Here is a 26028-nt window from a genome sequence, read left to right as displayed (position 1 = left end):
CCGTCTAAAATGGCTAAATGCATATTAATGAGAAAAATCGCACTCCCAAGGTGGTTGACGCCGACGAAGGGCCAAGCAAGTCAGAGTTAAAGCGCCAAATGACTGAGCGCCAGAAGCTGGCCGAGGTTTTGGCAGCCCTCAGCAGCGATGCCTTGAAAACGATTCCCTTGGATGAAGCTATCAAGGCTGCCATTGCAGAAACCAACAAGATCAAAAGTTTTGAGGCGATTCGTCGACATAAGCAATATCTTGGCAAACTCATGCGCTTTTTGGATGAGGAAGAGTTGGACGCGATTCAGAAACGCTTGGATGCTATTCAAGGCGTTAGCAAAGCAGAAACTGCAAAGTTACATTTTCTAGAGAGCTATCGCGACAGACTGATTGCGAATGACGAAGCTTTTACTAAGATGATTGAGCAATATCCGGATATGGATATTCAGAATATGCGCACCTTAATTAGGAATGCGCGCAAAGAAAAAGAGCAAAATAAACCGCCCAAGGCTTATCGTGAGATCTTCCGCGTTCTCAAAGATATGGGTCTTTAAACTAAGCTATACCTTAGGCTTTGCGTTAAACCTTAAGCTTGTTCGCTGGGACTTCAATCCAGCGATAAACATAATTAGCCGCAATCACACTAGTTGTTACAACCCCCAACATCAATGCAATAGCCAATGTGCCACTTTCGTGAGCATGCAAACCTGATGCAATATAGAGCGTGTTTGCCAACAAGATAAATGCGAAGTGAATTAAGAAAGCAGAGTAAGAGCGCTGACTTCCCCAGGTAATAGCTTTTGCCAGCCCCTTCTGAGCAATGGCTTTCGGATATTGAGTGTCACCCCATAAATACAAGGCCAAGGCCACAAACCAGGCGAGGAAATTTCTGAGCCAAACTTGTTGTAATGAAGCGGCCGCAATAATTAAACCAATCAAAATCAACGCCACCTTAGCCAAGCGCTGGATACCCATATTTTGAAAACGGCTGGCTAAGTAAGCTAACACCCCTAAGCCATACGAGCCAATGAAATAAATGAAATAGGCCTCATACTCGGATGAGCGATTAAAGAACAGTAAAGAACTAACAGCCAGTACGCTAATTAACCAAATTAATGCTTGATAGCTCGGAAAAGAAATAAATAAGATCGCCAATACTGAATACAGCTGCCAATCAATCGCCACATACCAAGCGCCAGCAGAAATCGAATCTAAGCCTAAGATACCCTGAATGAAAAAGAGATGCGCCAGAAACTGCGATAGTGTTTCTGATTCGCCAACAAATTCATCATTGACCCAGAAGCGCGCAATGTATGCACACACAATAGTAAAAATAAGTGCGGCAGCATACGGCGCAAACAAACGTAGATAACGATTCAGTATTAGCTTGAGCAAACTATTAGCGCTAAATTTGAGATTGGCATAACGACTCAAAGATTGAGCGGCTAAATAACCAGCCATCACCAAAAAGATTTGCACTGCATAGCGCCCGTACTCAAATAGCCAAGTCATTAGACCTGGCAGAACACGACGAGCATCTTCTGCAATTTGCCCATAGCTTGAGAGGTGATGCAGGATGATTAACAGGGCCGCAAAGACCTTGAGGAAATCAATCAGAAAAAGCGGGCTTGTTTGTTTCAAGTAATAGTTACAAATATTATTTAGCTTTGGTTTTGCCCATCAAAGAAGCCAACAAGGGATTAGCATTCGCTAATTCCTTTTTCGATTTTGCCTTCTCGTCCGCGCCCAGCTTAGGAGTCTTGGCAGCATTTTTCATTCCCTGTGCCGTTTTCAAAGCTAAATTCTTATAGAGATCGGTTTTTTTCATTGCCATGATGAAGACTCTTTGCTGTGCTTTCTAAATCTAATTACTGAGTTATTTAATCAGTGAGCGTGCTGCTAAGCCCATAAATAACATTGACCAACCTTGCAACAAAAGCTCGATCGCAATCAACATACCAGGAAGCCAAAGGCTAGATTCTGGGTAGCCATTCATAATCAGTACGCCCATCAAAATGGAAATGACTGATGACAGTACCAACCAGAACCATTCACGGAAGTGACGGTACTGAAATGCTGAGATCAAACGCAAAGCACCTGTTACAAAAAAGATTGCGGCCAACCACAAAGTAATTGCTTCCAGCGCAGGAATTGGGAAAGCCCAAGTAAAGATTGCTGCTGCAATGTAGAGAGCTGCCAAAACAAGTTGTACACCTACGCTTTTCCAGCCTTGTGATTTCAAAGCATGAGCGCCCTGAAGAAGGCCGCCAGCAAATAAGAAAATACCTAAAACATTAACTGAGATAAATGAGAATAAGGTTTGACCCGCAATTCCGATCATGCCCAGAACGATAAATAAAATCCCAAGACCAATTAATGCGCCTGGAACTTTGGCAGCCGCACCCAATACTTTTGTGCGGAGCTCCTGAATCTGAGCGGTTGATAGTTCGGTCATAGGGATACTTTCTTTTAAAAAATCTATTAACAAATCCGCTCATAAAGAGCGGTTAACAAGCATCGTCCACAGAATCAATAAAATGTCGTACGGACTTATTAAAGGCTTCTGGCTGTTCAATGTTCGATAAATGCGCTGCTTTCTCAAGTATCACCATTTTTGAGTTATCAATTAAGCGATGCAAAACAATTCCTTGATCAACAGTACAAGCCGGATCATCGCGACCTGACAATACCAGGGTAGGAATCTTAATCTTCAGCAACATTGTACTTTGAGCCATATCTCGGACAGCACTACCGCAAGCCATATAGCCGTCAACATTGGTACCCAAAATCATTTGGCGAACCTTTTCGATTTCTTGAGGCGCGCTCTCGATAAAAGGCGCAGTAAACCAACGCTTAATGGTGCCGTCCACTAGTCCAACAATTCCTTGGGTACGCGCAATCTCAAAACGTTCTTCCCATAAGCTGCGTGGCGGCATTTCTGAAGCGGTGTTACAGAGTGTTAGCGACAGAATTCGCTCAGGAAAACGTGCGCCTAATTGTTGGCCAATCATGCCGCCAATGGATAAACCCATAAAGTGAGCCTTCTGAATACCAAGGACATCTAGCAATCCGAGCGCATCGTCAGCTAATTGAGCAATAGTGTATGGACCAGCGCTAAGGCCAGAGCCGCCATGTCCTCGTTTGTCATAACGTAATACGCGATAGCGCTCTGCTAAAGCGGGCACATTGCCATCCCACATACTGCCATTTGCCATCAAGCTATTTGCCACTAGCAAAACAGGGGCATCTTTGGGGCCATCAAAACGATAGGCAATATCGACACCCTTCACATTGACAGTTTTGTAATCTTGCATTTGAGTCATTTATTTCCACCTTACCTTAAGCGCTATTTATCTATTTCTCAGAGCGTGTTAGATTATCCAACGAAACTATAAAAATACTAAGGAGACAATATGCTTACTGCACTACAGCAGAGATGCCATACCCATAAATTTAATCAACTGATCCTGATGGTTTGTCTTGCCCTAGGCACGAGTCTGAGTTATGCACAAAGCTATCCAAACCGCACGGTAAAAATGATTGTTCCTTTAACAACAGGCTCTGGCGCAGATATTGCTGGTCGCGTAGTGGCTAAAAGCCTTTCAGAAACCTGGAAGCAATCCGTCATTATTGAAAATCGGCCTGGTGCGGGGGGTCTTATTGGCACTGGGGTGGTTGTGAATGCTGAACCCGATGGATATACCCTATTAGTGCAATCAGCCTCTTATGCAGCCAATCCAGCTATTTATAAAAAACTTCCATATGACCCACTCAAGAGCTTGGTTGATGTCGCAATTTTGGGACAAACACCCTATGTCATGATTACCGCGGCAGATGGCCCCTATCAATCCATTCGTGATCTTGTCATTGCAGCCAAATCTAAGCCAAATGAAATTACTTTCGCTTCAGCGGGGGTTGGCAGCTCAACCCACCTAGCTGCTGAGTATTTCAATCAGGTGATGGGCATCAAACTTATTCACGTTCCTTATAAAGGATCACCCGAAGCTATTTCTGACACGATGTCCGGACGCACTGCTTTTTACATGGCCCCTTTAGACACTGCAATTGGTCAACTCAAAGGCGGAAAAGTACGTGCCCTAGGGGTTACTAGTAAAGCTCGTAACCCAGCTGTTCCAGAAATACCCAGCGTTGCAGAACAAGGTTATGCCAATTTTGAAATTGGTTTGTGGTTTGGAGTTTGGGCCCCTGCAGCAACCCCAGCTGCTATTGTGAAAAAGCTTAACCAAGACATTAATCAAGCAATGCAAGACCCTGAAGTCAAAACTGCATACGAAACCAAAGGCATTAAGGCAACCCCAATGAGCCCTGCAGAATTTGCCAAGTTTGTTCGCGAAGAAATGGGCAAGTACCAGAAGATTGCCAAAGAAGCAGCAATTGAGCCCCAGTAATTCAGCGCCTCTGTGCCAGGCCCCAAGTATTGAGCTACGTTCACCCCTGACCAGGTTTCCGGCAGGGGCCGTGGATTGCCATGCCCATGTATGCGGTCCTGCTACTCAATTTCCATATGCGCAAGAACGCATCTACACACCACCGGATGCAACCCTGGAGAATTATCAAGCGCTCTTAAGGATGCTCGGAATAAATCGTGCAGTTTTAGTGCAACCTAGTGTTTATGGCACAGACAACCGAGCAATGCTTGCAGCACTCAAATCTGACCCTCATCAATTTAGAGGCGTCGCAGTTATTTCTAGCGACCCTAAAGAAGTGAGTGATCAAAAGCTTTCTGACTTACACGCAGCCGGGGTAAGAGGGCTACGTTGCAATATTGTTGATATCGCTGATAAATCCGCTGGACTTCCTATTGAACAATTACGAAACCTAGCAAAACGCATTCAACCATTTGGTTGGCACTTAGAACTATTGATGCATGTGAATGAGTATCCCGACCTTGCCAAGACTTTTGAAGACTTTCCAGTGGACTTAGTATTTGGTCACTTTGGCTACGCACATGCAAAGCATGGTGTTGTCGACAAAGGGTTTCAGGGGCTATTAGATTTAATGAAACATCAGCATGCCTGGGTCAAAATGACGGGGCCTTATCGCATCTGCGATGGCGATCTTCCATATGTGGATATGCGTCCATTTAACGATGCCGTTATTGAGGCCAATCCCAACCGCTTAATCTGGGGAAGCGACTGGCCCCATGTAATGGTAAAAAAACAAATGCCGCATGACGCTGATCTGTGCGACCTCCTTGGGGAGTGGGTACAAGATGAAAGTCTCAGAAATGCGATATTGGTCAATAACCCCTGTATTCTGTATGACTTTCCAGCCTTCAAAAGCTAGAAGACCTAAATCCCCAAAAGATAGGTCCACATTTATGAATTTAGTTAGAAAGATTAGAAATTATTATGGATAACACGCTCACCGTTATTTTAGGAATCGTTGCAATACTCCTGCCCCTAGTTGTAGGGCGCCTTTTTTGGAAACGTTTTGATCATTACTTCGGAAGAGGCGATGAGGCCTATATGGATAGCTTGGAATACTTTCTCAAAAAGATTGGGTCAACCGTTTTAGTCGCATTTGTAATTTTATGGATTGGCATCAGCCTCGTATTTAACGGTAGCGCTTCATAAAAAATGACCGATCAATTTAAGACCATTCTCCTTAAGGCGAAACTTAACTTTGCCATTTTGGTTGCCATCCTAGTTATTGCTGTGCTCGGTAAATTTACCAATCCAGAACTGACTAACGGTATCTTCGTAACTGCCGATCAATTGGTTTCTGAACTGTATCTTGTATTTATTGCGATTACTTTAGGCGCCTTTATCCCCAATTTCAAACTCGTTGTACTTGGATCTATTGCAGCCTTTATTGGCGCAGTCATATTGATTCAGGCGGGCATATTTACTTACCTCACCACTGAATACTTATTTGCCGTACTTATTGTGGTTCTTGGCTTTGCATCAATTGCAAATCTATACAGACACTATCGCGAGAATGGGCTTTAACGCCAAAACACTGGGCCGTTATCTTGATTAAGTTGCCTGGCTTCTTAACCACTGCGCCAATTCAATTTCTGATTTTTTATCTGATGCAACATCAATAATCCAATCGCCTAAAGCAAAGTCTGGGAAATTAATTTCAACTTTATTAGTATTGAGAATAAAAAATAAAGTCGCAGCTGCCGTTCTCTTATTGGCATCATTAAAGCAATGGGCTTTAGCAAGAAATACCGCATAGCATGCTGCCAAATCAAAAACATCCGAAATAAACCCATACTGCAAACGATTATGGATTCTCCCTAGAGTCGCTTCCAGAGATTTATCTTTTGCCAAGCCTTGCAACTCTTTATCGCCGATAACTGCATCGTGGATCAATATGACATTTTCAACATCAATTACAACAAATTGAGCCACTTATTATTTATCCTTCAGATAGTCAATAACATGATCTATCTTTGCTAGCTTAGTACTAATGAATGCGGTCACTTGATCTTTGGAGGCAAGCTCTAATTGAACATCAACAACTGCACTTTTAGGCACAAAGTAGCCAATAGCTTCATTTCGATTCAGAATAGCAACAGGTTGATTGCCCGCACGGGCAATTACCTTATTAGGCTCCCTTAACTCGGTAAGGGATGCGGTGAGAGATGTTAAGAGGTTTTCCACAATTTACTCCATTAAATATATATTTAAATACATTTTTAATTATATGTTAATTATGGGCATATGCAAACATATACCCATAAAAGGTTACGACTAGCACTTTTACACCCTAAAGCGGGGTTGGAGCTAGCAATTACCACCATGACCAATTGGCATCATGTCTATGGCGCACCTCAAAAACCGGATCTGCCAAGCCTTTAAGCCAAAGCCTCATTACCCTGTTATTTCTTGTACGGCGTCGATGCTCAAACACCTTTCTATACCAACGGGGTGCTGAACTAGCCATGGTGACCTGTGCATCTGAGTGAAAGATCGCGATTGCTTTTCGTCCAGCGGGAGATTTCGGGCTATATTGAACCGTTCGTTCCCCCTTAAAAAAAGTATCCCAATCTTTTAACACCCAAACATATTCATGCTGTTGATTTTTACGCCTAAAAGTTCTCGACATAACAAACTCCTTACACTTTGATTAATTAGTTACATCATGTCGATCTCCTTCGAAAAAATTTAAACAATAAAAAACGCAGTCATATTTAGTGACTGCGTTTATTTTAAAGAGCGGAAAAAACCACACTCAAATAATGGTGCCTAGATAAATCACTTCTCTAGCGCTCCATAAATAACGGCATTGAGTTGTTCACGATGTACCTTGCGAATTTCTCCTGGAGCAACGCCCATCATCACTACAACCATCTGCTCTTTTGGGTCCGCCCAGAACACTGTTCCGTAGGCACCATTCCAAGTGAAGTCACCAACGTTTCCGTTAATGGCAGCTAAACCTCTATCTGTGCGTACCGCAACACCCAAGCCAAATCCATAACCCACGCGCCCAGGTTCAGTACCGCTCACATTGTTTTTAATATCTTTGTTTAGATGGTTTGAAGTCATGAACGCAACAGTCTGCGGTCCAAGTACACGCTTGCCTTCTAAGCTTCCACCATTGAGCAACATCTGACCAAAACGAATGTAATCGCCTGCTGTTGAATAAGCACATGAACCACCGCAATCAAACTTCACCTTCTTTGTATGAATATCTACTCTCTGAGGCTTGCCAGTTAGTGGATCTATTGGCAAAGGTTGCGCTAAGCGAGGGCGATCTTTATCGGCCAGATCAAATGTGGTGTTAGGCATACCCACCTTGTTCCAGATGCGTTCTTGCATCACTGCGCCCAAAGGTTTGCCAGCAATCTTTTCTTCGATAATGCCAAGCACATCAATACCAAAGCCATAGTCCCAAGCAGTGCCTGGTTCATATAACAAAGGTGCACTCGCTAACTTATCGATAAATTCCTCAGAGTTATATTGAATCGCCGCTGGGGCAGAGCCGGCTGGATACATCTTATGCACCGGGGTTGCACCACGTCCACCATATGTTAAGCCATTGGTATGGCGCATTAAATCTTGGACAGTGATTGGATTTTTTGCTGGCACTAGATTGAGCTTTCCATCCGCGTCAACTTGGCCAACTTTCATATCCTTAAATTGCGGGAGCCAATTGGAGATTGGTGCATTTAATGGAAGCTTGCCTTCTTCATAAAAAGTGAGAGCGCTTACAGAGGCCATCACTTTAGTCATTGATGCCAAGTTAAAGATGGCATCGGTGGTCATAGGCTTGTTATTAGCCTTATCTAAATAACCATATGGTTTGAAAATAGTTAACTTGCCATTTTTAGAAACCGCGAGAACTGCACCAGACATATTGTTGGCTGCGATCTGATCCGCGAAAAAGGCATCAATCCTTTTGAGACCCTCTTGGCTGAATCCCTGCCCTGGGGTGGAGCTCAAGGGCAATGGAGTTTTTGAGGTATCTGCCGCAAATAGGGTGGCGCTGGCTAGTAAACCAGCAATAAGGCTGATCGCCTGTGACTTTTTCATTTTCTGTCTCACTATCAATTTATTGTTATTAGGTGCTTTACCAGAGGATTTATATCTCTCCAGAGCTATTGAAGCAGACTTTTGATGAAATATTGAAATTTGCTCTGTTTATATCTTTTTAGGTATATAGAATAAATTTTTAATTATTTGTGGAAATATCAATCAAATATGACAATAGCCTCCTTATGTATAAATATGATGCTATTGACCAAACCCTGGTGGATCAACGGGTTGCCCAATTCCGCGACCAAGTTGCCCGCCGTTTAGATGGCAGCTTAGCCGAAGAAGAATTCCGTCCGTTGCGCCTGCAAAATGGTCTGTACCACCAACGTCATGCTTACATGTTGCGCGTTGCCATTCCTTACGGTCTCTTTAGCTCAAAACAGTTGCGCACCTTGGCCCTGATTTCTGAAAAGTATGACCGTGGTTATGGCCACTTCACTACACGCCAGAATATCCAATACAACTGGGTAACACTTGAAGATACTCCAGATATTTTGGCTGAGCTTGCCAAAGTTGAAATGCACGCTATCCAAACGTCAGGCAACTGTATTCGTAATATTACGAGCGATGCATTTGCTGGCGTTGCTGGTGATGAATATGTCGATACTCGCCCCATTTGTGAATTACTACGTCAATGGTCAACACTGCACCCTGAGTTTGCCCACTTGCCACGTAAATTTAAATTTGCAGTAAATGGTGCGAAAGAAGATCGCACTGTATTGCTTTGTCATGATGTAGGGATTGAGCTCAAGAACAATTCTGCCGGTCAATTGACTGCTGATATTTACGCTGGTGGCGGCATGGGACGCACCCCTATTTTGGGTTCACTCATTAAACAAGGCCTTCCTTGGAATGTGCTGCCAAGCTACCTCACTGCCTTGCTACGCGTTTACAACCGCTTTGGCAGAAGAGATAACCTCTATAAGGCTCGCATCAAGATTTTGGTGAAGGCTTTAGGACCAGAAGAATTTGCCCGCCAAGTAGAGGGTGAATGGATTCACATTAAAGATGGTGATGACAATTTCACTCAAGCTGAGTGGGATCGCGTTGCTAAGCATTTCACAAAGCCTGCGTACAAAACATTGCCAGCATTAACAAATGAGCAAGTCATTAATACGGCTAGCGAAGCTGATAGAGCTGCTTTTGCACGTTGGTTAGAGCGCAATATCAAACCACACCAAGTGGCAGGTTATGCAAGTGTGATTTTGTCACTAAAGCCTCATGGCACAGTTGCCCCTGGTGACGCAACTACAGCACAAATGTATTCAATCGCTGATTTGGCCGATCAATACAGCTTTGGAGAATTACGCGCGACCCACGAACAAAACCTAGTACTAGCGGATGTAGAGCAAGCCAAGCTATATGAACTGTGGCAAGAAGCTAAAAAGCAAAAAGTAGCTCTACCAAACATTGGCTTACTTACTGACATCATTGCCTGCCCTGGCGGTGACTTCTGCTCGCTCGCCAATGCTAAATCCCTGCCGATTGCCAAAGCCATTCAGGAGCGCTTTGATGACTTGGACTACTTATTTGATTTAGGTGACATTAGCCTCAACATCTCTGGCTGTATTAACTCTTGTGGACACCACCACGTAGGCAATATTGGCGTGCTCGGTGTAGATAAAGACGGCGAAGAGTGGTACCAAATCACTTTAGGTGGCGAGCAAGGCAACGATGCCGCCATTGGCAAAGTCATTGGCCCGTCTTTTTATGCAGATGAAATACCGGATGTGATGACTAACATCATCAACACCTATGTTGCAGAACGTAGCGAACATGAATCTTTTATTGAGGCCTATCGTCGCTTAGGGGTTACTCCTTTCAAAGAAGCTGCCTATAAAGATAAAAACGAAAACGCCAAGAAAAAAGAGAAGACCGAGAAAGCAATTGAAGGAAGTGCGACATGAGTCAATTGAATATCACCTCCCATCAAGAAATTGTGCATTTTCCAAAAGATGGCAAGCCCACTTTAGCCAAAAATGAATGGCAAATCTGGGGGGGTAGCCAAGATGAAGGTGGTCTGCCTGACCTAGAGCACGGCGCCCATAAAGTGCTGGTGCCATTTACCTGGTGGATCACTCACCACCATGAAGCTGATGTCATTGCTAAAGCAAAAGATGGTCAGATCGGTGTTTGGTTCGCAACCGATGATGACATTCTGAAGCATGCGGATGTCATCGAAGCAGGTAAAACTGTCTGGCCTTTGGTGGCTGCGCACTTTCCTATTTTTAGAGATGGCAGAAGTTTTAGTACTGCAGCGCTATTGCGTAGTCGGTTTGCTTGGTCGGGTGAAATTCGTGCGATTGGCGACGTACTCATCGATCAACTTTTACAAGGTGCACGTGTTGGTTTTGATAGTTTTGCTTTGCGCCCTGATCAAAATCTGGATGTTGCCCTAAAGCAGTTTGATTTATACAGCGTGACTACTCAAAATAGCTGGCGTGGAGCCAGAACTACGCGCGCCACACTCAGCGCCTAAGAAAAGTAGAACGTATGTCTAATCTATCAAATCAATCTAAACAATCAATCAATACACTGGGTAAGGTTTTCCTAGTAGGTGCCGGCCCTGGTGCGGTTGATCTCATTACTGTGCGCGGTGCCAAGCTTCTAGAACAGGCCGACATCGTGTTCTACGATGCCTTAGTTGATCCAGCCATGTTAGAGCTCTGCCCAAAAGCAATTCAGGTAGCTGTTGGTAAACGTTGCGGCAAGCTTTCTTCTGCACAGCAATTTATTAATAAGCGCCTAGTAGATGCCGCACATAAGCATCAGGTGATTGTGCGCCTTAAGGGTGGTGATCCAATGCTCTTTGGTCGTGCCGATGAAGAAATTCAGACCCTGAAAGCTGCGGGCATAGAAGTTTCTATTGTTCCAGGCATTACCGCTGCATTAGCAGGCGCAGCTAGTATTCAGCAATCGTTAACGCTACGCGGAGTATCTCGCAGTGTTGCCTTTGTAACGCTTGCGCAAGGCGCTGAGAATGTACCTGAAGCAAACTCGACTTCGCCAATAAGCAATCCAAATGCAGACACCCTGGTGTACTACATGGGTCGTAAAGATGCGGCTCGTATTGCTAAACAATTGATTGAGCAAAATACCCAGGGCTTCAGCAAACATACCTCGGATACACCGGTGCAAATACTGGAAGCAGTCAGCACCACACGTGAGCGTCAATGGACAAGCACATTGGCAGAATTAGCGGCAGGTAAAGCGGATGCTTGGTTTGATAGCAGCTCGCCAGCACTCATCATGATTGGTGAAGCCTTAAGAAACGAAAGTCAAACCAGCGAAACTTTAAAGAGCTCTAGCTCCGAAATCAACGATAGCTTGCAAGACTGCCAAGTCTTCGCCAACAGCCGGCGTAGCGCTTAATTTGACCCCAGAGAACTGCTTTTGGCAGGACTCTAGCAACACTGGGAAATCATTTCTGAGATGACCGCCCTGCCCAAAGAACACCGGCACCACAATAATTTCGCTGGCGTCCTTAGAGACTAAAGCGGCGACCGCCTCTTCTAGCGAAGGTTGCATCATTTCTAAAAAAGCGAGTTCAACGGGAGTATGAGGGTTCTGATCACGCCATAATCCTGCCAAGCGATCAAATGGTTCACGCCAACGGGCATCTCTTGCTCCGTGTCCAAATAAGATAATGGCTTTCATGGATGGCTTTAAACTCTCAGTAATCAATGGTTTTTTGGGTGTCTTCACCCGCTAGCTTAACCTTATTTTCTAGATTGCATCTATGACTGCCTTATTGAGCCAAACTTGGTTTATTGCCCTGATGAGTGTCACCTTGATTGGCGCCGTTCTTGCCGCAGTTCATCACGCCGAGGTAATCGCTCACAAAACTGGTGAGCCTTATGGCACGCTGGTGCTATCCATAAGTGTGACAATTATTGAGGTGTCACTCATTATCTCGATGATGCTAACGGGTCATGAGGGGGCAGAATTTATTGCGCGTGATGCTGTATTTGCAACCGTCATGATTGTCATTAACGGTGTAATTGGCCTTTGTATCTTTATGGGTGGCCTTACCCATCATGAAATGACTTTCCGCAATGAAGGTACGAATTCAGCGCTAGCAGTACTCACTGCTTTGGCAACTTTTATTTTGGTAATGCCCACGGTGACCATCAGCACACCTGGTCCAGACTTTACAAAAAGCCAACTCGCTTTTGCAGGGATTGCTTCATTTGCGCTCTATATTGCGTTTCTATTTTTTCAAACAGTAAGCCATCGCGACTACTACTTACCGAAAACAGAAGATAAGAAAACCGATAGCAATGCGCATGCACTAAAGCCCAGCAATCTCAAGACTGCCGTTAGTGCCGTTTTATTGATCCTGTCACTGATTACTGTCGTCGGTCTCGCGGAATTGCTCAGCCCAGCAATCGAAAGAGGTGTTGCTGCTGCGGGCGCCCCAAAGACTATTGTGGGTATTGCTATTGCTTTGCTGGTGCTTCTCCCTGAAGGGTTTGCAGCTGTGAGAGCAGCAAAGGCCAATCGTTTGCAAAGTAGTTTGAACTTAGCTCTAGGCTCCGCCTTAGCCAGTATTGGATTAACCATTCCTACGGTGGCAGCTATTGCGATCTTCTTTAATCTTCCGCTCAGCCTAGGTATTAGCGACCTCAATATGACGCTGATGTATTTGTCATTCTTTATTGGAGCACTCACACTCGCCATTGGCAGAACCACCCTCTTGCAAGGGATAGTTCACATCATCATCTTCTTGGAGTATTTGTTCTTAAGTCTCGTTCCCTAGAACGAATAAGCAACCTTGATGCCTGCCTCGATAGTATTGTTGGCTGGCTCATAAGCGGTCAATCGGTAGTTCACTCTATTAACGGTAATAGTTTGAGTCACTGTATTAGAGTTCTGAATATTCCAGTAAGTGACATATGGACCAACTGACCATGCATCAAACTGATACATGGATGATAGGCGCAAACCATAACCACTAGTCTGTTGGTTTGTGAAATTCGGAAGATAAGGTGCCGCTTGAGACAACTGAGAAACCTGAGTCCCCTGAATTAAATAGTCATACTCAAAAACGGTTTCCAGCTTATGGGTGTCATTTACCTTCATGCGATGTGTCACACCAATAGGCAGATACACATAAGTGCTTGAACGATTGTAGGCGTTAGCGCCTGATGTTGTTTGTCCTCCCTGGTTATCAAAGAGATAGCGATAGCCAATACCCGTGAAAGGAGCAAGAACAAAGCCACCTAACTCAGTAAAGTTAAAGTCATAACCAACTAAACCGCGCAAATCATAGTAAGAATATGGAATATTATTTTGTGTACCGCTGCCACTATATTTAGCAAAGCCATATGCATAACGAGCATCCGCTTTAGCAAACCAATCATTACCAAATGCATAAGTGCCGGTGTAATCGACCCCAAGCAAGGGTGCGCTAATCACTACATCTAAGCTTGGCTCTTTATATTGATAACCAGAAAAGGTTAAGCCAAGGGTATTACCAGTTTGAGTGGCAATCGTGATTGAAGAGTCTTGGGCGTAAGTAACAGAAGTGAATATTGCCACTACCCAAGGGATTATTTTAGATTCTTTTCGCATCTTCTTCATTTATGATGTTCATTAAGTAACTAGTCACTTTAGTGCATGCCAAAAATAAAACCACTTCTCCTTTTTATTATCGCCTCAATCGCATTACATAGGTGGGTATTATCATTGCCTATTTTTCAGAGAATTAAGCATTTAGAAAGTAGTAGCACTTTAAATACTTCACCAGCCATTGTGGCTAAAATTTCTGACAATCAACCATCATTAGCACTATCAAAAAACAATGTTGCTGATGCCTCTAATAAGGAAAATTTTGAGACAATCAATCCCTCTCAGGCATTGCCTCCACCCTCTCTGCTGCGTGGATCTCCATGGCTACGTAGGCCTGCAGAGAACAGATCTAGAAATTTTGGAGATCAACCCCCATTGACAGCCTTTACTCAAGTTGAAAATACTCTTCAACAGTTGATTGCTGAGCCAACCTCAAGCCTGCAATGCAAACGATCTGGACTTGAGCGCCTATTTATATGCAAGGGTTCTATCGACATTATGCAGTCTGAAAAAATTGCGCAACTTTTAAATCAGATTGAAAACTCTTCTGAAACGCCCATGCCAAGCTGCATTGATATTGATGCGATTGAAAACAAATGGCACGCCAAGGCGTGCCATTTCTAAATTAAGGCAAATTATTTAGAAAGATTACTGCTGATAAACTCCATCCTTTACTTTTACCGGTGTGGTTGATGGTAAAGATGGCATTGTTCCAATGATGCCCCTTACATTAGACTCAGGCTCGCCTGCAGGCAACCTACTAATATCACCCAAAACTACTGTTGATGGAACTGTGGAGCCCACATAAGCTGGTGATAACTCCGACTGTAACCATTGAACATAATAAACACCGCCATTTAAAGTAATAGCCTTGTCCTCAATGAGGTAGTTTGGCACCCACTGACATAATGATCCACTATTGCAAATATTTTGGTTCCAGTTGGAAATAGTTTGATCAACCTCAGAGCCATCTGAGCGCAAATAAACTTTATTTGGAATGCTTAAATTACTTCCAAAGCCGTCAAAATACAAAGTATCTGCAGAGCTTGAGTTTGCATCTCTATAGGTAAATGCAATAGGCTCACTAAACGCAATAAACTGACCGGCATCCTTGAGACCAGTAAATCGTTGCCAGTTATTTGGACCAGAGTTATACCAATAGTTATTTCCACCTGAGGATAAACTAATCCAAACCCCATCTCGATTTCTGCTCGACTTTGTTGTAGTAACTACGCCATTAGCAGCATCCTTTAACACCCCATCCTGATAAGTGTAGACCTGGGATGCGCTTAGATATGGTGATGAAGAAGAGTTATTCACATCCCAAGCAGCAATACTAGCTGCAGTAGGGCAGTTAGACGAACAGGTTAAGGTCAGCGGCGTACTAGATGGAGCTACCAACACAGATGAGCGACCATCCGAAGAACTTCTCTCCAAACGGCCTGGATAGGTAAAGTAGGTATATGTTTTTCCAATATTTTGACCGCTTACCTGAGTTACTGTCGATCCATTAGCCCAGACAGAACTACCACTCCAAATACCCCAGCGATTTGCACTTCCCCATGAGCCATCAGGACCTCTCAGATTAAATCCTGGGCTGGGTAAATCAAAGCGATTGCCCTGCGCATCATAGACGCCATACCGCCAAGAAAAACGTTTCGCTCCTGCAGCGCTCTTGGAACGGCTATAACATCTAGTTGACGCAGTTGGAATGGTTTGAGCGCGACAGTAAGTGTTGTTGTCTATACCCATACTGCTTGCATACTGGGTACTACTGGAGCCATTAACATCTTCGTAACTAACAGCACCGCTTGCAGACGAAGTAGTACCAGACAAGTACATCCGATCATAAGCATAAGCACTAGATGAAGACTCTCTCCATTTGCTATTCATGGTAAAGCCATCACTCGATGCGGTCATAGTCCCAGCACTATATAAAGTGCCACTTTCACCAACGTCATTCCAAGTGACTGATAAATTTCCATTCGGATTTGAGCTGGATAGATAAACTGTGACTTCAACCCTTCTAAAAGCAGGGTTTGGTGTGCTTAGCACCTTACGTTGACACACAAAGACATAACTAGCTTGTGGGCAACTAAATGTTGTTGTGCCTAGCTCAGGCCAAGCACGACTGGTGCGTAAATTAATGAGTGTGTTGTCTGCGCTCCATAAGGCCATTGTTCTTTGGGAGACGGCAAGTTGTGTATCGGCACCATTAGCGATTGCACGCAAGCCAGCCAGCATGGCAATACTCAATACAGCAAGACCAACTAATACCTCAATCAGTGCAAAACCATTTTGGAGTCTAGGTTTATGAAAAAACACTTTCATAAAAGAGATCTTTAATAGAACTCTTTTATTTAATAAATGTTGGAGTAAGGATAACTTCACAACCTTGTCCAACTAAATCGACCATTGCTATTACGCATCAATATCGCTTGTGCGCCTGATTGCGAATTGGACTGTAAAGTTGCTTGAGTATTTACTTGCTTAATCGGAATTTGCAATACTTGTGCCACCTGTTCGCCACCCAACGTAAGCTGAATTGGCGCCATATCAACTGGCTTGTACCAAGACTGGGCTTTATACACATCGGGCATGAGGCCAGAGGTATTCGCAGTAATAGGGCTAGGCGCATTAGCAGATCCACCAAGAGCTACGGCATTGCCGGACTGCCCCATAGATGCGTTGCCATAAGAAGTATTTGCACCACTATTAGCGTTAGGAATAAAAAATCGCCAGCCTGCAGAATCTATTTGCGCAATCATCGGCGTGCCAGACATAGCACTTTCTTCTTGCGCTAAATTGAGAGAAGAAACCAATTGATCAAGATTGTCTCGCCAGTAACGATCATCATGACTTGGAATGGCTAATACGGCAACTGCCAAGATGACTGCCATCACAGCAATCGCCACGAGCATTTCAATTAAGGTAAAGCCAGCATCACTTTTGTGTTCAGCATTTACAGCGACTGGCACTCTCTTAATTAAGAAAGGAGCGCAAGAAGTTTTGATACGCTTACTGCCAATTGCCAATATCGGCATCGTTTCCGGTTCCGCCTGGCTTACCATCTGCGCCAAAGCTATAGACATCAATCTCACTACGAATACCTGGGTTGGCATATTGATATGGATTACCCCACGGATCCTTCGGAATGGAATCCAAATATCCGCCTGCTTTCCAGTTCTGCGGGACTGGCTCTGAGGTTGGCTTTTCTACTAAAGCTTTAACGCCTTGCTCAGTCGTTGGGTAAAGACCGATATCGAGACGATAAAGCTTAAATGCTTGCACCAAGGTGCCCACATCGTGTTTTGCAGCCGTTGCACGAGCCTCATCAGGGCGCCCCATGATCTTCGGAACAATTAAGGTCGCCAAAATACCAATAATGGCAATCACCACCATAATCTCGATTAAGGTGAAACCCGCATCTTTGGGGGCTCAATTGACCACTCCAGTAAATCCCATGGATTTTTTAGGCGACTTTTGATCCAAAAACGCAGGCTTGCTAATAGGTGCAAAGCGAGACATGAAGCGGGCAACGGACAGAGCAAAAAACTGAGACATGTGGTGGCGCTTTCAATGATTTAAACTGAATTAAATTTTATAGGTATTTTGTCACTTTGAGCGAATTTATCAAACGAATACAGGACAGCCTGAAGAGCTCTAAACAAGCCCTTCAGCAAAGCTCAATGACGCACTCAAAGTCAGGCGCAGATGTATCCACCAACCAAGCAAGTCAAGGGCGTGCACAAAGAGCTCTGAGCATGCCTTTTATACTATTGGGATGGCTAACCCCAACATCTAGTAGTAAAGGCTTGACCTATGGATTGATGCTGTTGTGCGGGCTCTCAGTCACTTTCTGGATAATGAAGATTGCTCAGATACCAGGAACACCAAGTCAACCAGCAAATGGCATTACGAAAGGCATGACTCTGTATTCCAATCAGGATGCCAGTGCTGCTTACGCTCTTTTTGGCAGCAAGCCATTGGCTACAGAAAATATTTACTTACGTGGTGTTGTGATTACTTCTAAAAATCCTGACGGGACACCAGATGGGTTTGCTCTCTTTGAAATTGACGGCAAACCAACTAACGCCATTAGCGTTGGCGAAACGATTGGCAAAGGCTTAAGCCTGCAAAGCATTGGCGATGAAACTGCTACCTTGCTCTATCAAGGACAAAAACTGAACTTCAAGCTCAATAAGAGCAAAGACAAATCTGACAGCAATAAGAATAACAGTAAGAGTGACTCAGCTAAGAAGTAAGTGTTATGAGTACCGGCAACAAGCATTCATCAAACAAAAGTGATGCAAGCAGAAGTGTAATCAAATACGCACTTGCAGCATTCTTAACGCTCCCTGCCCTACTCAATCAAGCCCTGGCCAGTGAATCCAATAGCTTAGTACAAATCATTGACACTCAAACTAAAAGCCAGCTCTGGATTAATCCTGGAATGGTGTCATATCACTTTCAGCAGGATAAGAATTTCAATAATCGTAATTGGGGCGCAGGCTTGGAGTATCGATTTAATACCGTTGCATCTCTAACTGCCGGTCACTTTTATAACGGCGACAGGGATTACTCAAATTACGCTGGTGTGTATTACCAGCCCATAGCCATTGGCTCCATCTAGGTTGGCGCAGTAGTAGGTGGCTTCAACAGCTACCCCTCCACCAATAATGGTGGCTGGTTTGCTGCAGCAATGCCTGCACTGACTTGGGAAGGTGATTAGGTGGGAGCGAACGTATTTGTCATTCCGACCATTGGAGATCGGGTACACGGGGCGATAGCGCTACAACTGAAGCTAAAAGTTTTTGAACAGAGCGAACAAAAATAAAGCCCTCATTTGAGAGCTTTATTTGCAAATACTAAATTGCTATTTAGTTAAAGCTTAACAATTGTCACCGGTGAATAGGTAGTAGATTTTTGCGCAGCCCAACTCAATAAACCTGCATCATCCACTGTTCCATACACCTTAACAAGATCTGCATCATCAGTTCTGCGACCTACAACCTTCAAAATATTATCGCTAGAAGTAGATGCAATACTCTGAATGGACACATTTTCAGAACTTGTCATGATATCCATAGGCGTGCCCAGTTGAGACCCTACAGGCCTAGTATTATCAAAAGTTGCTGGATCGAAACGCTGTAAGCCGTCGCCAGGAGTAACTCCCATAGACCAAGGACCAGTGAATGGAGTCTTTAGATATAAATAATCTTTGCTTACGTAGAAGGTTCTTCCACCCATCCAATTATTGCTAGCATCAATTGTATAAAAGACGTCAGCTTGAGGTGTTTCTGTAGCAAACCCAAAGTCTTTCTTAATTAAGGTAGTCTTCTGAGCGCTAGTGTTAGTGGTCGGATTCCAGACCCAGCTGGAGTCAATGTTGTAGTACACGCCATTAATAACCTGAAATGGGGTTGTTGACCCCCATGTATTTGCGCAAATAGCAGATGTTGTGTAGCGACTCACTAACAATGTTGCAGCGCTTGCAGATGGTCTTGTAGCAGAAACTATTAGAGATCGATTTACAAAACCAACGCCACCACCGTAACCACTGGTAAAGGGAATTGCAAAATAAAACTTATCTTTATCAGGGGATTTAAAGTAGCAAGGAATCTGACCAATTGCCCCAGTTCCATAGGAGCCACCATTACCAGTAGAATTCATTTCGGCAGTTACCAAATTGGCTACTGATGTTGAATCAACCTCTATTCGCTTATAAGTGCCATCAGGCTCAAAACGATAATAAAAGTTATTTTGGCGACTTAAAGGAGTCATGGATCCAGCCATGCCACCAACAGAATAGACATAGCGGTTGTACATCACCATGGCATCGCCATTATCTAAACCAGCATAGTTATTTAGATCAAATCCTTCAAACTGCGTCACATCCCCGGCAAAACCACTCCCAGCAGTATTGAGCCAAGAGTTCTGAAAACCTTCTACCAACACGGTACCCTGGGGGCCTTTGTCTAAATCAGACAAATTAAAACGCATTAACTTAGTCTTTTTACCGGTAATTTGATTATTAGAGTCAAAGATAACTGCGGCAGCTTCTAAAAATAAATAATTTTTATCTGCGCTCAGCTGAAGACGAGGATAATTTTTCCATGAGGATTGACCTAAGATGTCGTATTTCGCTGGACTGGTTTCGCCCACGCAAAACAACTCACCGCTTGTTTTATTCAAGAACACTAAATTACAAGTCAAGTCATCTTTATAAATACTATCGCCAGTAAGTAATATATAGTTACCAGCATCAAACATTCCTCTAAAGCCAACACCGCATTGGTCAACACCACCAGCGGTTACTGAAATTGGCGTACTTGTACCGTCTGCATTAACGCCAACTAATTTATAAGCATCTGTTGTACATGTAGCGGCATAAGCGGGGGTGACTAAACGAGCCAGCAGGTTTTGAAATAAACCTTTAATGCCAGCAGTCTGCATGGTGCTAGAAGTTTTGCTTGCAATTGAAAGCGCACTATACCCAGAGACGGATACCGATGTTGCAAGCTGATTGGAGGCGGTTGCGACAGCGGGAGCAGTTGTGACTGGAGTCGGGGCAGCAGCAGATGTGCTACTTCCACCCCCTCCACATCCTGAAAGAAGCACCATACATACAATTAACAAAGAAACTAGGGGGAGATGTATTTTCATGGTTAATTTTGGTCATTATTAAATTAATGACAAATATTAGTATTAATAGAGATATTCTTCAGAACAAAAATGCCGGCAATTTACCCAAAATTAGGGCGCGCACTAAAAAAGGGTTAACCCTTAAAATAAATCTTCTAAAGACTATATTTATCTATGCAAGCGAAATTTTGGGGCACATAACCCTGGTTCATCCATCAGGAATGATGGTGTTAAGATTCAAACCAGCGGCGCAAAGACATGGCTACTCCATTGAATCCATCGGCAAGGTCTTTGAGGCCTCCAGAAATCTAATTACCCCATCCTTCACAACAACGCAGAAAGATGACGTGGCCGAATTAGTGGCAAGAGATCTTGCCGGTGATGAACTAGATAAAGTCTATGGCGCTATTAGTGAAGATGGCTCCTATAGACAAAATCCATTGCTATAAAAAATACTAAAAGGTGGCAATAGTGAGGCTTTAACAGCTGTAATTACCCAACCAAAAGCCCACATTAAGCAGGCTTTTCTTTTCAAACCCGTCCATCTGGGACATACCCAGGCACCAACTTCTTTAGCATTTCTCTAATCAATCTAATATCAGATGACTCCAATGCCAAGTTCAGCTTTTCAAGCTCTTGCTGCAAAGGGTTCCAAGATAAAAATTCTTCATGCGCCTTCATAATTTTAGGGTGAGCTGTTGGCTGTGGGTTATCGCCAATCAAGAGCTCCTCATAAAGCTTTTCGCCTGGACGTAAGCCTGTAACCTTAATTTCAATATCGCCATGAGGGCGTTCTTCGTCCTTAACTAGTAGGCCAGACAAATAAACCATCTTGACTGCTAAATCATGGATTCGAACAGGTTCACCCATATCCAATACGAAGACGTCCCCTCCCACAGCCATTGCACTAGCTTGGATAACCAACTGCGCCGCTTCGGGTATTGTCATGAAATATCTAGTTACCTCAGAATGCGTCAGGGTTATGGGCCCACCCGCAGCAATTTGTGCACTAAAAAGTGGTGCTACGGATCCTGATGAGCCAAGTACATTACCAAATCGCACCATGGAAAAATTGGTTGCATGCCCTTCCTTAGCAGCCAACTCCGCCATGGCCTGCAAAACCATTTCTGCAATGCGCTTACTGGCCCCCATGACATTGGTTGGCCTAACCGCCTTATCGGTGCTAACTAAAATAAATTGCGAAACGCCACACTCTAAACTTGCCTTTGCACATATGAATGTACCAAAAACATTATTACGAATTCCTTCAGCAGGATTCTGCTCGACCAGCGGAACATGCTTATATGCTGCAGCATGAAATACTGTGGCCGGTCGATGGACCCTAAAAATTTTACGCAATAAATCATCGTCGCGTACCGAAGCAAGGCATGGCACTATTTTTATTGGCAAATTCTGTGGGGCTGAAAATTTTTGATCATTTTCGGATGCTGACGTACGATCAAAACCTAATTCAATAAGCGCTCTTTTTAATTCTTCATAAATTAAATAAAGAGAGTGCTCGCTGCTATCGATAAGAATTAATGATTTAGGAGTAAATTTAATAATTTGGCGACATAGCTCACTACCAATTGAGCCGCCAGCCCCAGTTACTAAAACCACTCTATCTAGAATATTTTTCTCCAGCAACCCGACTTCAGGCGGCACAACTGCCCTTCCGAGGAGATCATTCATATCCAAATCATGCAAATCAGAAATTCTGACTCGACCAGCGACCAGATCAATGAGTCCTGGCAAGGTACGCACACGAACGCCGCACCCATTTAATGATGAAATGATTTCACTTCTACGACCTTGGCTCACAGAGGGAATGGCAAGCAATACGTCCGTAATACCCAGTCGATAAATCAGATCCCGCAAGCCACTATTTGGATAGACAGCAATTCCGTTAATAGTACTTCCCTGCAAGCGAGGGTCGTCGTCAACAAAGCCTTTGACTAACATTTCTTTGTTGCTATTAAGGCCTGCCGCCAGCTGACGGCCTGCTGAGCCTGCCCCATAAATTAAGGCAATAGGCGAAGCCTTATGAAATGCTTTTTGTACATTGTTAATACCCCCCAACCAGTAACGCACAAAATAGCGACTTGTACCAATTCCGATAAATAATAAAATGGGTTGAATGACTCCGATTGAGCGAGGCACATCATCCACCCCAATCAGCGTAAAAAGACAAAAGAATAAGCCTGAATAAAGAATAAAAGCGCGCGCCATTGAGGCAAGCGCAGCTGAACCAATATACCTAAAAATAGCTCGGTATAAGCCGAAAGAAATAAAGAGGGGAAATGAAAATCCAATAGCGACAATAAAAACTAACCATTGTTCAACCTCAAAATGACCCCACTGATCCAAGCGAAGTCCAAATGCTAGCCAAACACTAATTCCACAAATAAAAACATCGAGAAACATGACCAAGCCCCGCTTAACTGGGCGAGGTAGTTTTAATAGAGACTGTTTTGTTGCGGTAATGGGCACAAACTAATTATAAATTACATAGCAAAAAGAGGGTAAATGAATGCTAATAGAGGGGATTGGCAACTCCCCCATCAAAAAAATTTATTTAAAAGATTAAGTAGCGGACTACAAGCCATTCACCCAGAATCATTGGAGATCCTAAAAGATGGGGGATTACCAATTAAAAATTAATGAGAAACCCCAGATCCCCGAACTACCTTTAAAAAAGTTAACCCCAATATGTACATATCAAACCAGAAAGACTGTTTCTTAAGATACTCCACATCATATTGCACTTTGATTGAAATAGATAACTCATCTCGGCCATTTACTTGTGCCCAGCCGGTTAATCCTGGCAGTAACATATCAACCCCATATTGGGTTCTCAAAGCAATTAAGTCGTCCTGATTGAACAGTGCTGGGCGTGGCCCCACAAAACTCATATCACCAATAAAAATACTCCAGAGCTGGGGCAATTCATCAAGACTCGATTTTCGCAGAAAAGGTCCAACGGGAGTCAAGTATTTCAGCGAGTCAGAAAGCATGTGAGTTGCTACGGTAGGTGTACCCATTCGCATGGTGCGAAATTTTGGCATTCTAAAAAAATGATTGTCTTTGCCTACTCTATTTGACCAGTACAAAACTGACCCTCTGGACGACAAGCCAACCATCAAAGAAATTAAAAAAATAAGAGGGGACAAAATCATCATACAAAAAAGGCTCATTGAAATATCAAATATTCTCTTCATTAGAAATAGCCTTGCTCCAGAAGTAAGCGCTCTTTTAATTTAATTAATAGCACGGAGTTGTAACTTTATTAGACAAAAAACCGATAACATATTCGATGATAGTCAAGAAGTCTCCTCTACAATACTCCTCACTCTAATATTCCTCGAATGTAATTAACATAGGAAGACACGACATTAACATCTGCAAAGTCCATCCTCACTCGTTTTTGTGCATTCAATCCCAAAAAAATTCTCTTTGGTTGATTGATTACTAAAGACTCTAATACAGCAGCCAAAAGTACTGAATTCCTGGGTTCAACTAGTATCCCAGTATATCCATCTACGACCGCATCTGAGATACCATAAATATTGGAGGCAACTGCAGGCAAGCCGAGTGCAGCGGCTTCCAAAACCACCACTGGAAGCCCCTCTCGGTAGCTGGGCAAGCATAAAAAATCTGCAGCCATCATAAATTCTTCAGCCTTGTCAGAAAACCCAATAAACCTTGCATTAGTTAGCGCTGCACCAAGCATAGATCGAACTCTTCCCAAAACCTGCCCCTCATCAGGCCCTACACAAAGAAGATAAACCTCAGGGTATTCCTCAAAAACATATCGAAAAGCGTTTGCCAGTTCATAAATACCTTTATCGGGATTCAGTCGACCAACAAATATCACCACAACCGCATCTGCAGGAATTTTCAATTGGGATCGAACTTTGTCACGCATTTGATGATCCGGCTTATATCTCTCAAGATCCACCCCACCGATAGATCCATGATTTAGGACTCTAATTTTTTTAGACTCACAAACCCCTTCATCTATTAAAAATAGTCTCTCCGAGCGACTAACAGCAATTATTTTATTGGAAAAATAGGCAGTTACCCTGTCGGCAAATTTCAAGATGAATCTTTTAACACCTTGTTTTGACGCCCATACCTCGCCCTGAAAAATATGCAACCGATTGGGAACTCTTGCAATAAATGCCGCTAACATTCCAAGTAGGCCAGCCTTCGGGGAAACACTAACAACCAAATTAAAAGAATTTTTCTTAAAAAAAAGAATCAACTTTAAAAGAGCAATAACATCTCTTCCGATAGATATGTTGCGTTCAATGCGAATATCTCCCTTTTTGGTTGGTAGCCCTATATCGGGAATATACAAATCTGCACCAAAGTTACAAACTAACGTAACATCAAACTCCTTAGATAATTCTCGTATGTGAGGCTTTAGAAAAAAGTGTATTGAAAGCGGCGTGGCAGATACAAAACAAATTTTTTTCATGACTTATTAAAATTTTTCAAAGCCCGCATAAAAGCATCGCGAGACATGAGGCGTCGCAAAACAAAGACTCGCTTAAGTAGGGTCAAACAAGATGCCAAAAACCAAACCACATTTCCACCAAATACAAATTCAGACCACTGAGAACCAGAAACTGAAGCATATGCCTGAGCAGAACCGCGCGCATACCCAATAGATTGAGCCCTGTAGCCCAGCAAAACCTCCGGTATGTTTGCAAAAGAGTTTTTCTTATCGCGAGCCAATCTAACCCATAAATCGTAATCTTCGGCATATGTACCACCCATATACCCTCCGCAACTTTGAATTGCAGACTTTCTAACCATTACCGAGGGATGGCAAAATGGATTAGAAAAATATAGTGCTTGCTTTAATTTCGCGTCATTCACAGCGTATTTAACAACCCTTATCGGTTTGTGATTAGGGTCAATTAATTCTATCCATGAACCACAAACACAAATTGACTCTTTGGTTCTTAATAGCTCATATTGTTTGGCCAATCGAGTTGGATACGCAATATCATCAGCATCCATTCGAGCAACAAAAGGAGCTATTGAATAATGAAGTCCCAAGTTCAAGCTAAAGGTTAAACCCGAAAAACTTGTTCTGTAAATTCTAACTCTCTCATCTTTTGTAACCCCCCCGAGGAGATCAAACTGATCATCCGCAAGACCATTAGCAATTATTATCAACTCAAAACTATCGAATGTCTGATTCAAAATTGAATCTATAGCCATATTAAGATAATAATTAACTTGATTCGTGCATAGCAAAACTGAAACTAATGGCTTTTTCATTTATCGCTGATTTCACCTTTAT

31 protein-coding genes and 1 pseudogene are annotated in these 26028 nt (G+C 43.3%); 14 read left to right on the top strand and 18 right to left on the bottom strand.

The features are described 5' to 3' along the window. Positions 1-17 precede the first annotated feature (17 nt). Entirely contained in the window at positions 18-545 is a 528-nt protein-coding gene (gene yjgA / locus QMF28_RS02050) for a ribosome biogenesis factor YjgA (RefSeq protein WP_281742977.1), read from the top strand. Positions 546-570: 25 nt separating this feature from the next. On the opposite strand, the gene QMF28_RS02045 is transcribed toward yjgA, so the two are convergent. The 4 genes from QMF28_RS02045 to pcaD are packed head-to-tail and all read right to left on the bottom strand — an operon-like array spanning position 571 to position 3314. Continuing rightward, entirely contained in the window at positions 571-1632 is a 1062-nt protein-coding gene (locus QMF28_RS02045; protein ID WP_281742975.1) for an acyltransferase family protein, read from the bottom strand. Positions 1633-1648: 16 nt separating this feature from the next. Continuing rightward, positions 1649-1825 carry a hypothetical protein gene (locus QMF28_RS02040; RefSeq protein WP_281742974.1) on the bottom strand — a complete coding sequence of 59 codons (177 nt, stop codon included), beginning with the start codon at positions 1823-1825 and terminating at the stop codon, positions 1649-1651. Between the two features lie 42 nt (positions 1826-1867). Then, the gene (locus QMF28_RS02035) at positions 1868-2446 is read right to left on the bottom strand and encodes an HdeD family acid-resistance protein (RefSeq protein WP_281742973.1); all 579 of its coding nucleotides are present in this window, start codon (positions 2444-2446) and stop codon (positions 1868-1870) included. A 52-nt stretch (positions 2447-2498) separates the two neighbouring features. Next, positions 2499-3314: a 3-oxoadipate enol-lactonase gene (gene pcaD / locus QMF28_RS02030; protein WP_281742972.1), complete on the bottom strand. Its 816-nt coding sequence runs from the start codon at positions 3312-3314 to the stop codon at positions 2499-2501. Between the two features lie 90 nt (positions 3315-3404). Here pcaD and QMF28_RS02025 point away from each other — a divergent pair, with 90 nt between their 5' ends. The 4 genes from QMF28_RS02025 to QMF28_RS02010 all read left to right on the top strand — a co-directional run bounded on the left by QMF28_RS02025 (position 3405) and on the right by QMF28_RS02010 (position 5963). Beyond that, on the top strand, positions 3405-4400 hold the full coding sequence (locus QMF28_RS02025) for a Bug family tripartite tricarboxylate transporter substrate binding protein (RefSeq protein ID WP_281742971.1): 996 nt from the start codon (positions 3405-3407) through the stop codon (positions 4398-4400). Positions 4401-4470: 70 nt separating this feature from the next. After that, positions 4471-5298, top strand: a complete 828-nt coding sequence (locus QMF28_RS02020; protein WP_281742970.1) for an amidohydrolase family protein — start codon at positions 4471-4473, stop codon at positions 5296-5298. Positions 5299-5363: 65 nt separating this feature from the next. Next, positions 5364-5588 carry a hypothetical protein gene (locus QMF28_RS02015; RefSeq protein ID WP_281742969.1) on the top strand — a complete coding sequence of 75 codons (225 nt, stop codon included), beginning with the start codon at positions 5364-5366 and terminating at the stop codon, positions 5586-5588. Between the two features lie 3 nt (positions 5589-5591). Next, positions 5592-5963 (top strand): hypothetical protein, encoded by a 372-nt coding sequence (locus tag QMF28_RS02010; protein WP_281742968.1) that lies wholly within the window; start codon positions 5592-5594, stop codon positions 5961-5963. Positions 5964-5990: 27 nt separating this feature from the next. Here the strand turns inward: QMF28_RS02010 and QMF28_RS02005 are convergent, their stop codons facing one another. The 3 genes from QMF28_RS02005 to QMF28_RS01995 all read right to left on the bottom strand — a co-directional run bounded on the left by QMF28_RS02005 (position 5991) and on the right by QMF28_RS01995 (position 8495). Then, a complete protein-coding gene (locus QMF28_RS02005) occupies positions 5991-6371 on the bottom strand; it encodes a type II toxin-antitoxin system death-on-curing family toxin (protein WP_281742966.1) in 381 nt (126 codons plus the stop codon). Between the two features lie 3 nt (positions 6372-6374). Further along, entirely contained in the window at positions 6375-6623 is a 249-nt protein-coding gene (locus tag QMF28_RS02000; RefSeq protein WP_281742964.1) for a type II toxin-antitoxin system Phd/YefM family antitoxin, read from the bottom strand. Between the two features lie 594 nt (positions 6624-7217). Further along, the gene (locus QMF28_RS01995; protein ID WP_281742962.1) at positions 7218-8495 is read right to left on the bottom strand and encodes a serine hydrolase domain-containing protein; all 1278 of its coding nucleotides are present in this window, start codon (positions 8493-8495) and stop codon (positions 7218-7220) included. 185 nt (positions 8496-8680) lie between these two features. On the opposite strand from QMF28_RS01995, the gene QMF28_RS01990 reads away from it, so the two are divergent. The 3 genes from QMF28_RS01990 to cobA are packed head-to-tail and all read left to right on the top strand — an operon-like array spanning position 8681 to position 11870. Continuing rightward, positions 8681-10405: a nitrite/sulfite reductase gene (locus QMF28_RS01990; protein ID WP_281742960.1), complete on the top strand. Its 1725-nt coding sequence runs from the start codon at positions 8681-8683 to the stop codon at positions 10403-10405. Beyond that, positions 10402-10977, top strand: a complete 576-nt coding sequence (locus QMF28_RS01985; RefSeq protein ID WP_281742958.1) for a DUF934 domain-containing protein — start codon at positions 10402-10404, stop codon at positions 10975-10977. Before QMF28_RS01990 ends, QMF28_RS01985 begins: the two co-directional genes overlap by 4 nt. Positions 10978-11033: 56 nt before the next feature. Then, positions 11034-11870, top strand: coding sequence for a uroporphyrinogen-III C-methyltransferase (cobA, locus tag QMF28_RS01980; RefSeq protein WP_281743589.1), 837 nt, complete (start codon positions 11034-11036; stop codon positions 11868-11870). On the opposite strand, the gene QMF28_RS01975 is transcribed toward cobA, so the two are convergent. Continuing rightward, complete coding sequence (locus QMF28_RS01975; protein ID WP_281742957.1) at positions 11793-12155, bottom strand: sirohydrochlorin chelatase; 363 nt, start codon at positions 12153-12155, stop codon at positions 11793-11795. The genes cobA and QMF28_RS01975 overlap by 78 nt on opposite strands. Before the next feature lie 82 nt (positions 12156-12237). Between QMF28_RS01975 and QMF28_RS01970 the strand changes: the two genes are divergently transcribed. Beyond that, positions 12238-13257: a calcium:cation antiporter gene (locus tag QMF28_RS01970; protein ID WP_281742956.1), complete on the top strand. Its 1020-nt coding sequence runs from the start codon at positions 12238-12240 to the stop codon at positions 13255-13257. Here the strand turns inward: QMF28_RS01970 and QMF28_RS01965 are convergent. Further along, positions 13254-14039, bottom strand: coding sequence for a hypothetical protein (locus tag QMF28_RS01965; protein ID WP_281742955.1), 786 nt, complete (start codon positions 14037-14039; stop codon positions 13254-13256). The genes QMF28_RS01970 and QMF28_RS01965 overlap by 4 nt on opposite strands. A 78-nt stretch (positions 14040-14117) precedes the next feature. Between QMF28_RS01965 and QMF28_RS01960 the strand changes: the two genes are divergently transcribed. After that, positions 14118-14693 carry a hypothetical protein gene (locus tag QMF28_RS01960; protein WP_281742954.1) on the top strand — a complete coding sequence of 192 codons (576 nt, stop codon included), beginning with the start codon at positions 14118-14120 and terminating at the stop codon, positions 14691-14693. A gap of 24 nt (positions 14694-14717) precedes the next feature. Here the strand turns inward: QMF28_RS01960 and gspI are convergent, their stop codons facing one another. The 4 genes and pseudogenes from gspI to QMF28_RS01940 form a co-directional block, all read right to left on the bottom strand. Further along, positions 14718-16400 (bottom strand): type II secretion system minor pseudopilin GspI, encoded by a 1683-nt coding sequence (gene gspI / locus QMF28_RS01955; RefSeq protein ID WP_281742952.1) that lies wholly within the window; start codon positions 16398-16400, stop codon positions 14718-14720. A 56-nt stretch (positions 16401-16456) separates the two neighbouring features. After that, complete coding sequence (locus QMF28_RS01950; protein ID WP_281742950.1) at positions 16457-17113, bottom strand: prepilin-type N-terminal cleavage/methylation domain-containing protein; 657 nt, start codon at positions 17111-17113, stop codon at positions 16457-16459. After that, a pseudogene (gspG, locus tag QMF28_RS01945) lies at positions 17088-17492 on the bottom strand (type II secretion system major pseudopilin GspG); the annotation flags it as partial. The gene QMF28_RS01950 and the pseudogene gspG, both read right to left, overlap by 26 nt. Positions 17493-17507: 15 nt before the next feature. Beyond that, positions 17508-17633: a hypothetical protein gene (locus tag QMF28_RS01940; RefSeq protein ID WP_281742948.1), complete on the bottom strand. Its 126-nt coding sequence runs from the start codon at positions 17631-17633 to the stop codon at positions 17508-17510. A 200-nt stretch (positions 17634-17833) separates the two neighbouring features. Here QMF28_RS01940 and QMF28_RS01935 point away from each other — a divergent pair, with 200 nt between their 5' ends. Continuing rightward, positions 17834-18334 (top strand): hypothetical protein, encoded by a 501-nt coding sequence (locus tag QMF28_RS01935; protein WP_281742947.1) that lies wholly within the window; start codon positions 17834-17836, stop codon positions 18332-18334. Positions 18335-18339: 5 nt separating this feature from the next. Continuing rightward, positions 18340-18702, top strand: coding sequence for a hypothetical protein (locus tag QMF28_RS01930; RefSeq protein WP_281742946.1), 363 nt, complete (start codon positions 18340-18342; stop codon positions 18700-18702). Positions 18703-18953: 251 nt separating this feature from the next. On the opposite strand, the gene QMF28_RS01925 is transcribed toward QMF28_RS01930, so the two are convergent. Then, entirely contained in the window at positions 18954-20693 is a 1740-nt protein-coding gene (locus QMF28_RS01925; protein WP_281742945.1) for a hypothetical protein, read from the bottom strand. Between the two features lie 68 nt (positions 20694-20761). Here QMF28_RS01925 and QMF28_RS01920 point away from each other — a divergent pair, with 68 nt between their 5' ends. Beyond that, the gene (locus QMF28_RS01920; RefSeq protein ID WP_281742943.1) at positions 20762-21163 is read left to right on the top strand and encodes a hypothetical protein; all 402 of its coding nucleotides are present in this window, start codon (positions 20762-20764) and stop codon (positions 21161-21163) included. A gap of 82 nt (positions 21164-21245) precedes the next feature. On the opposite strand, the gene QMF28_RS01915 is transcribed toward QMF28_RS01920, so the two are convergent. Beyond that, a complete protein-coding gene (locus QMF28_RS01915) occupies positions 21246-23138 on the bottom strand; it encodes a polysaccharide biosynthesis protein (protein WP_281742942.1) in 1893 nt (630 codons plus the stop codon). Between the two features lie 102 nt (positions 23139-23240). Here QMF28_RS01915 and QMF28_RS01910 point away from each other — a divergent pair, with 102 nt between their 5' ends. Then, positions 23241-23375, top strand: coding sequence for a hypothetical protein (locus QMF28_RS01910; protein ID WP_281742941.1), 135 nt, complete (start codon positions 23241-23243; stop codon positions 23373-23375). Here the strand turns inward: QMF28_RS01910 and QMF28_RS01905 are convergent. From QMF28_RS01905 to QMF28_RS01895, 3 genes are all read right to left on the bottom strand, one after another. Continuing rightward, on the bottom strand, positions 23372-23932 hold the full coding sequence (locus tag QMF28_RS01905) for a sugar transferase (RefSeq protein WP_281742940.1): 561 nt from the start codon (positions 23930-23932) through the stop codon (positions 23372-23374). The genes QMF28_RS01910 and QMF28_RS01905 overlap by 4 nt on opposite strands. Positions 23933-24060: 128 nt before the next feature. Continuing rightward, complete coding sequence (locus QMF28_RS01900; RefSeq protein ID WP_281742939.1) at positions 24061-25194, bottom strand: glycosyltransferase family 4 protein; 1134 nt, start codon at positions 25192-25194, stop codon at positions 24061-24063. Beyond that, the gene (locus QMF28_RS01895; protein ID WP_281742938.1) at positions 25191-26006 is read right to left on the bottom strand and encodes a glycosyltransferase; all 816 of its coding nucleotides are present in this window, start codon (positions 26004-26006) and stop codon (positions 25191-25193) included. The genes QMF28_RS01900 and QMF28_RS01895 overlap by 4 nt, the downstream gene beginning before the upstream one ends. Positions 26007-26028 lie beyond the last annotated feature (22 nt).

It is taken from the genome of Polynucleobacter yangtzensis, from assembly GCF_027924165.1.
GTDB classification, from domain to species: domain Bacteria; phylum Pseudomonadota; class Gammaproteobacteria; order Burkholderiales; family Burkholderiaceae; genus Polynucleobacter; species Polynucleobacter yangtzensis.
Note: the sequence above shows the minus strand (reverse complement) of the source record. Positions and strands in the feature narration are given on the sequence as shown.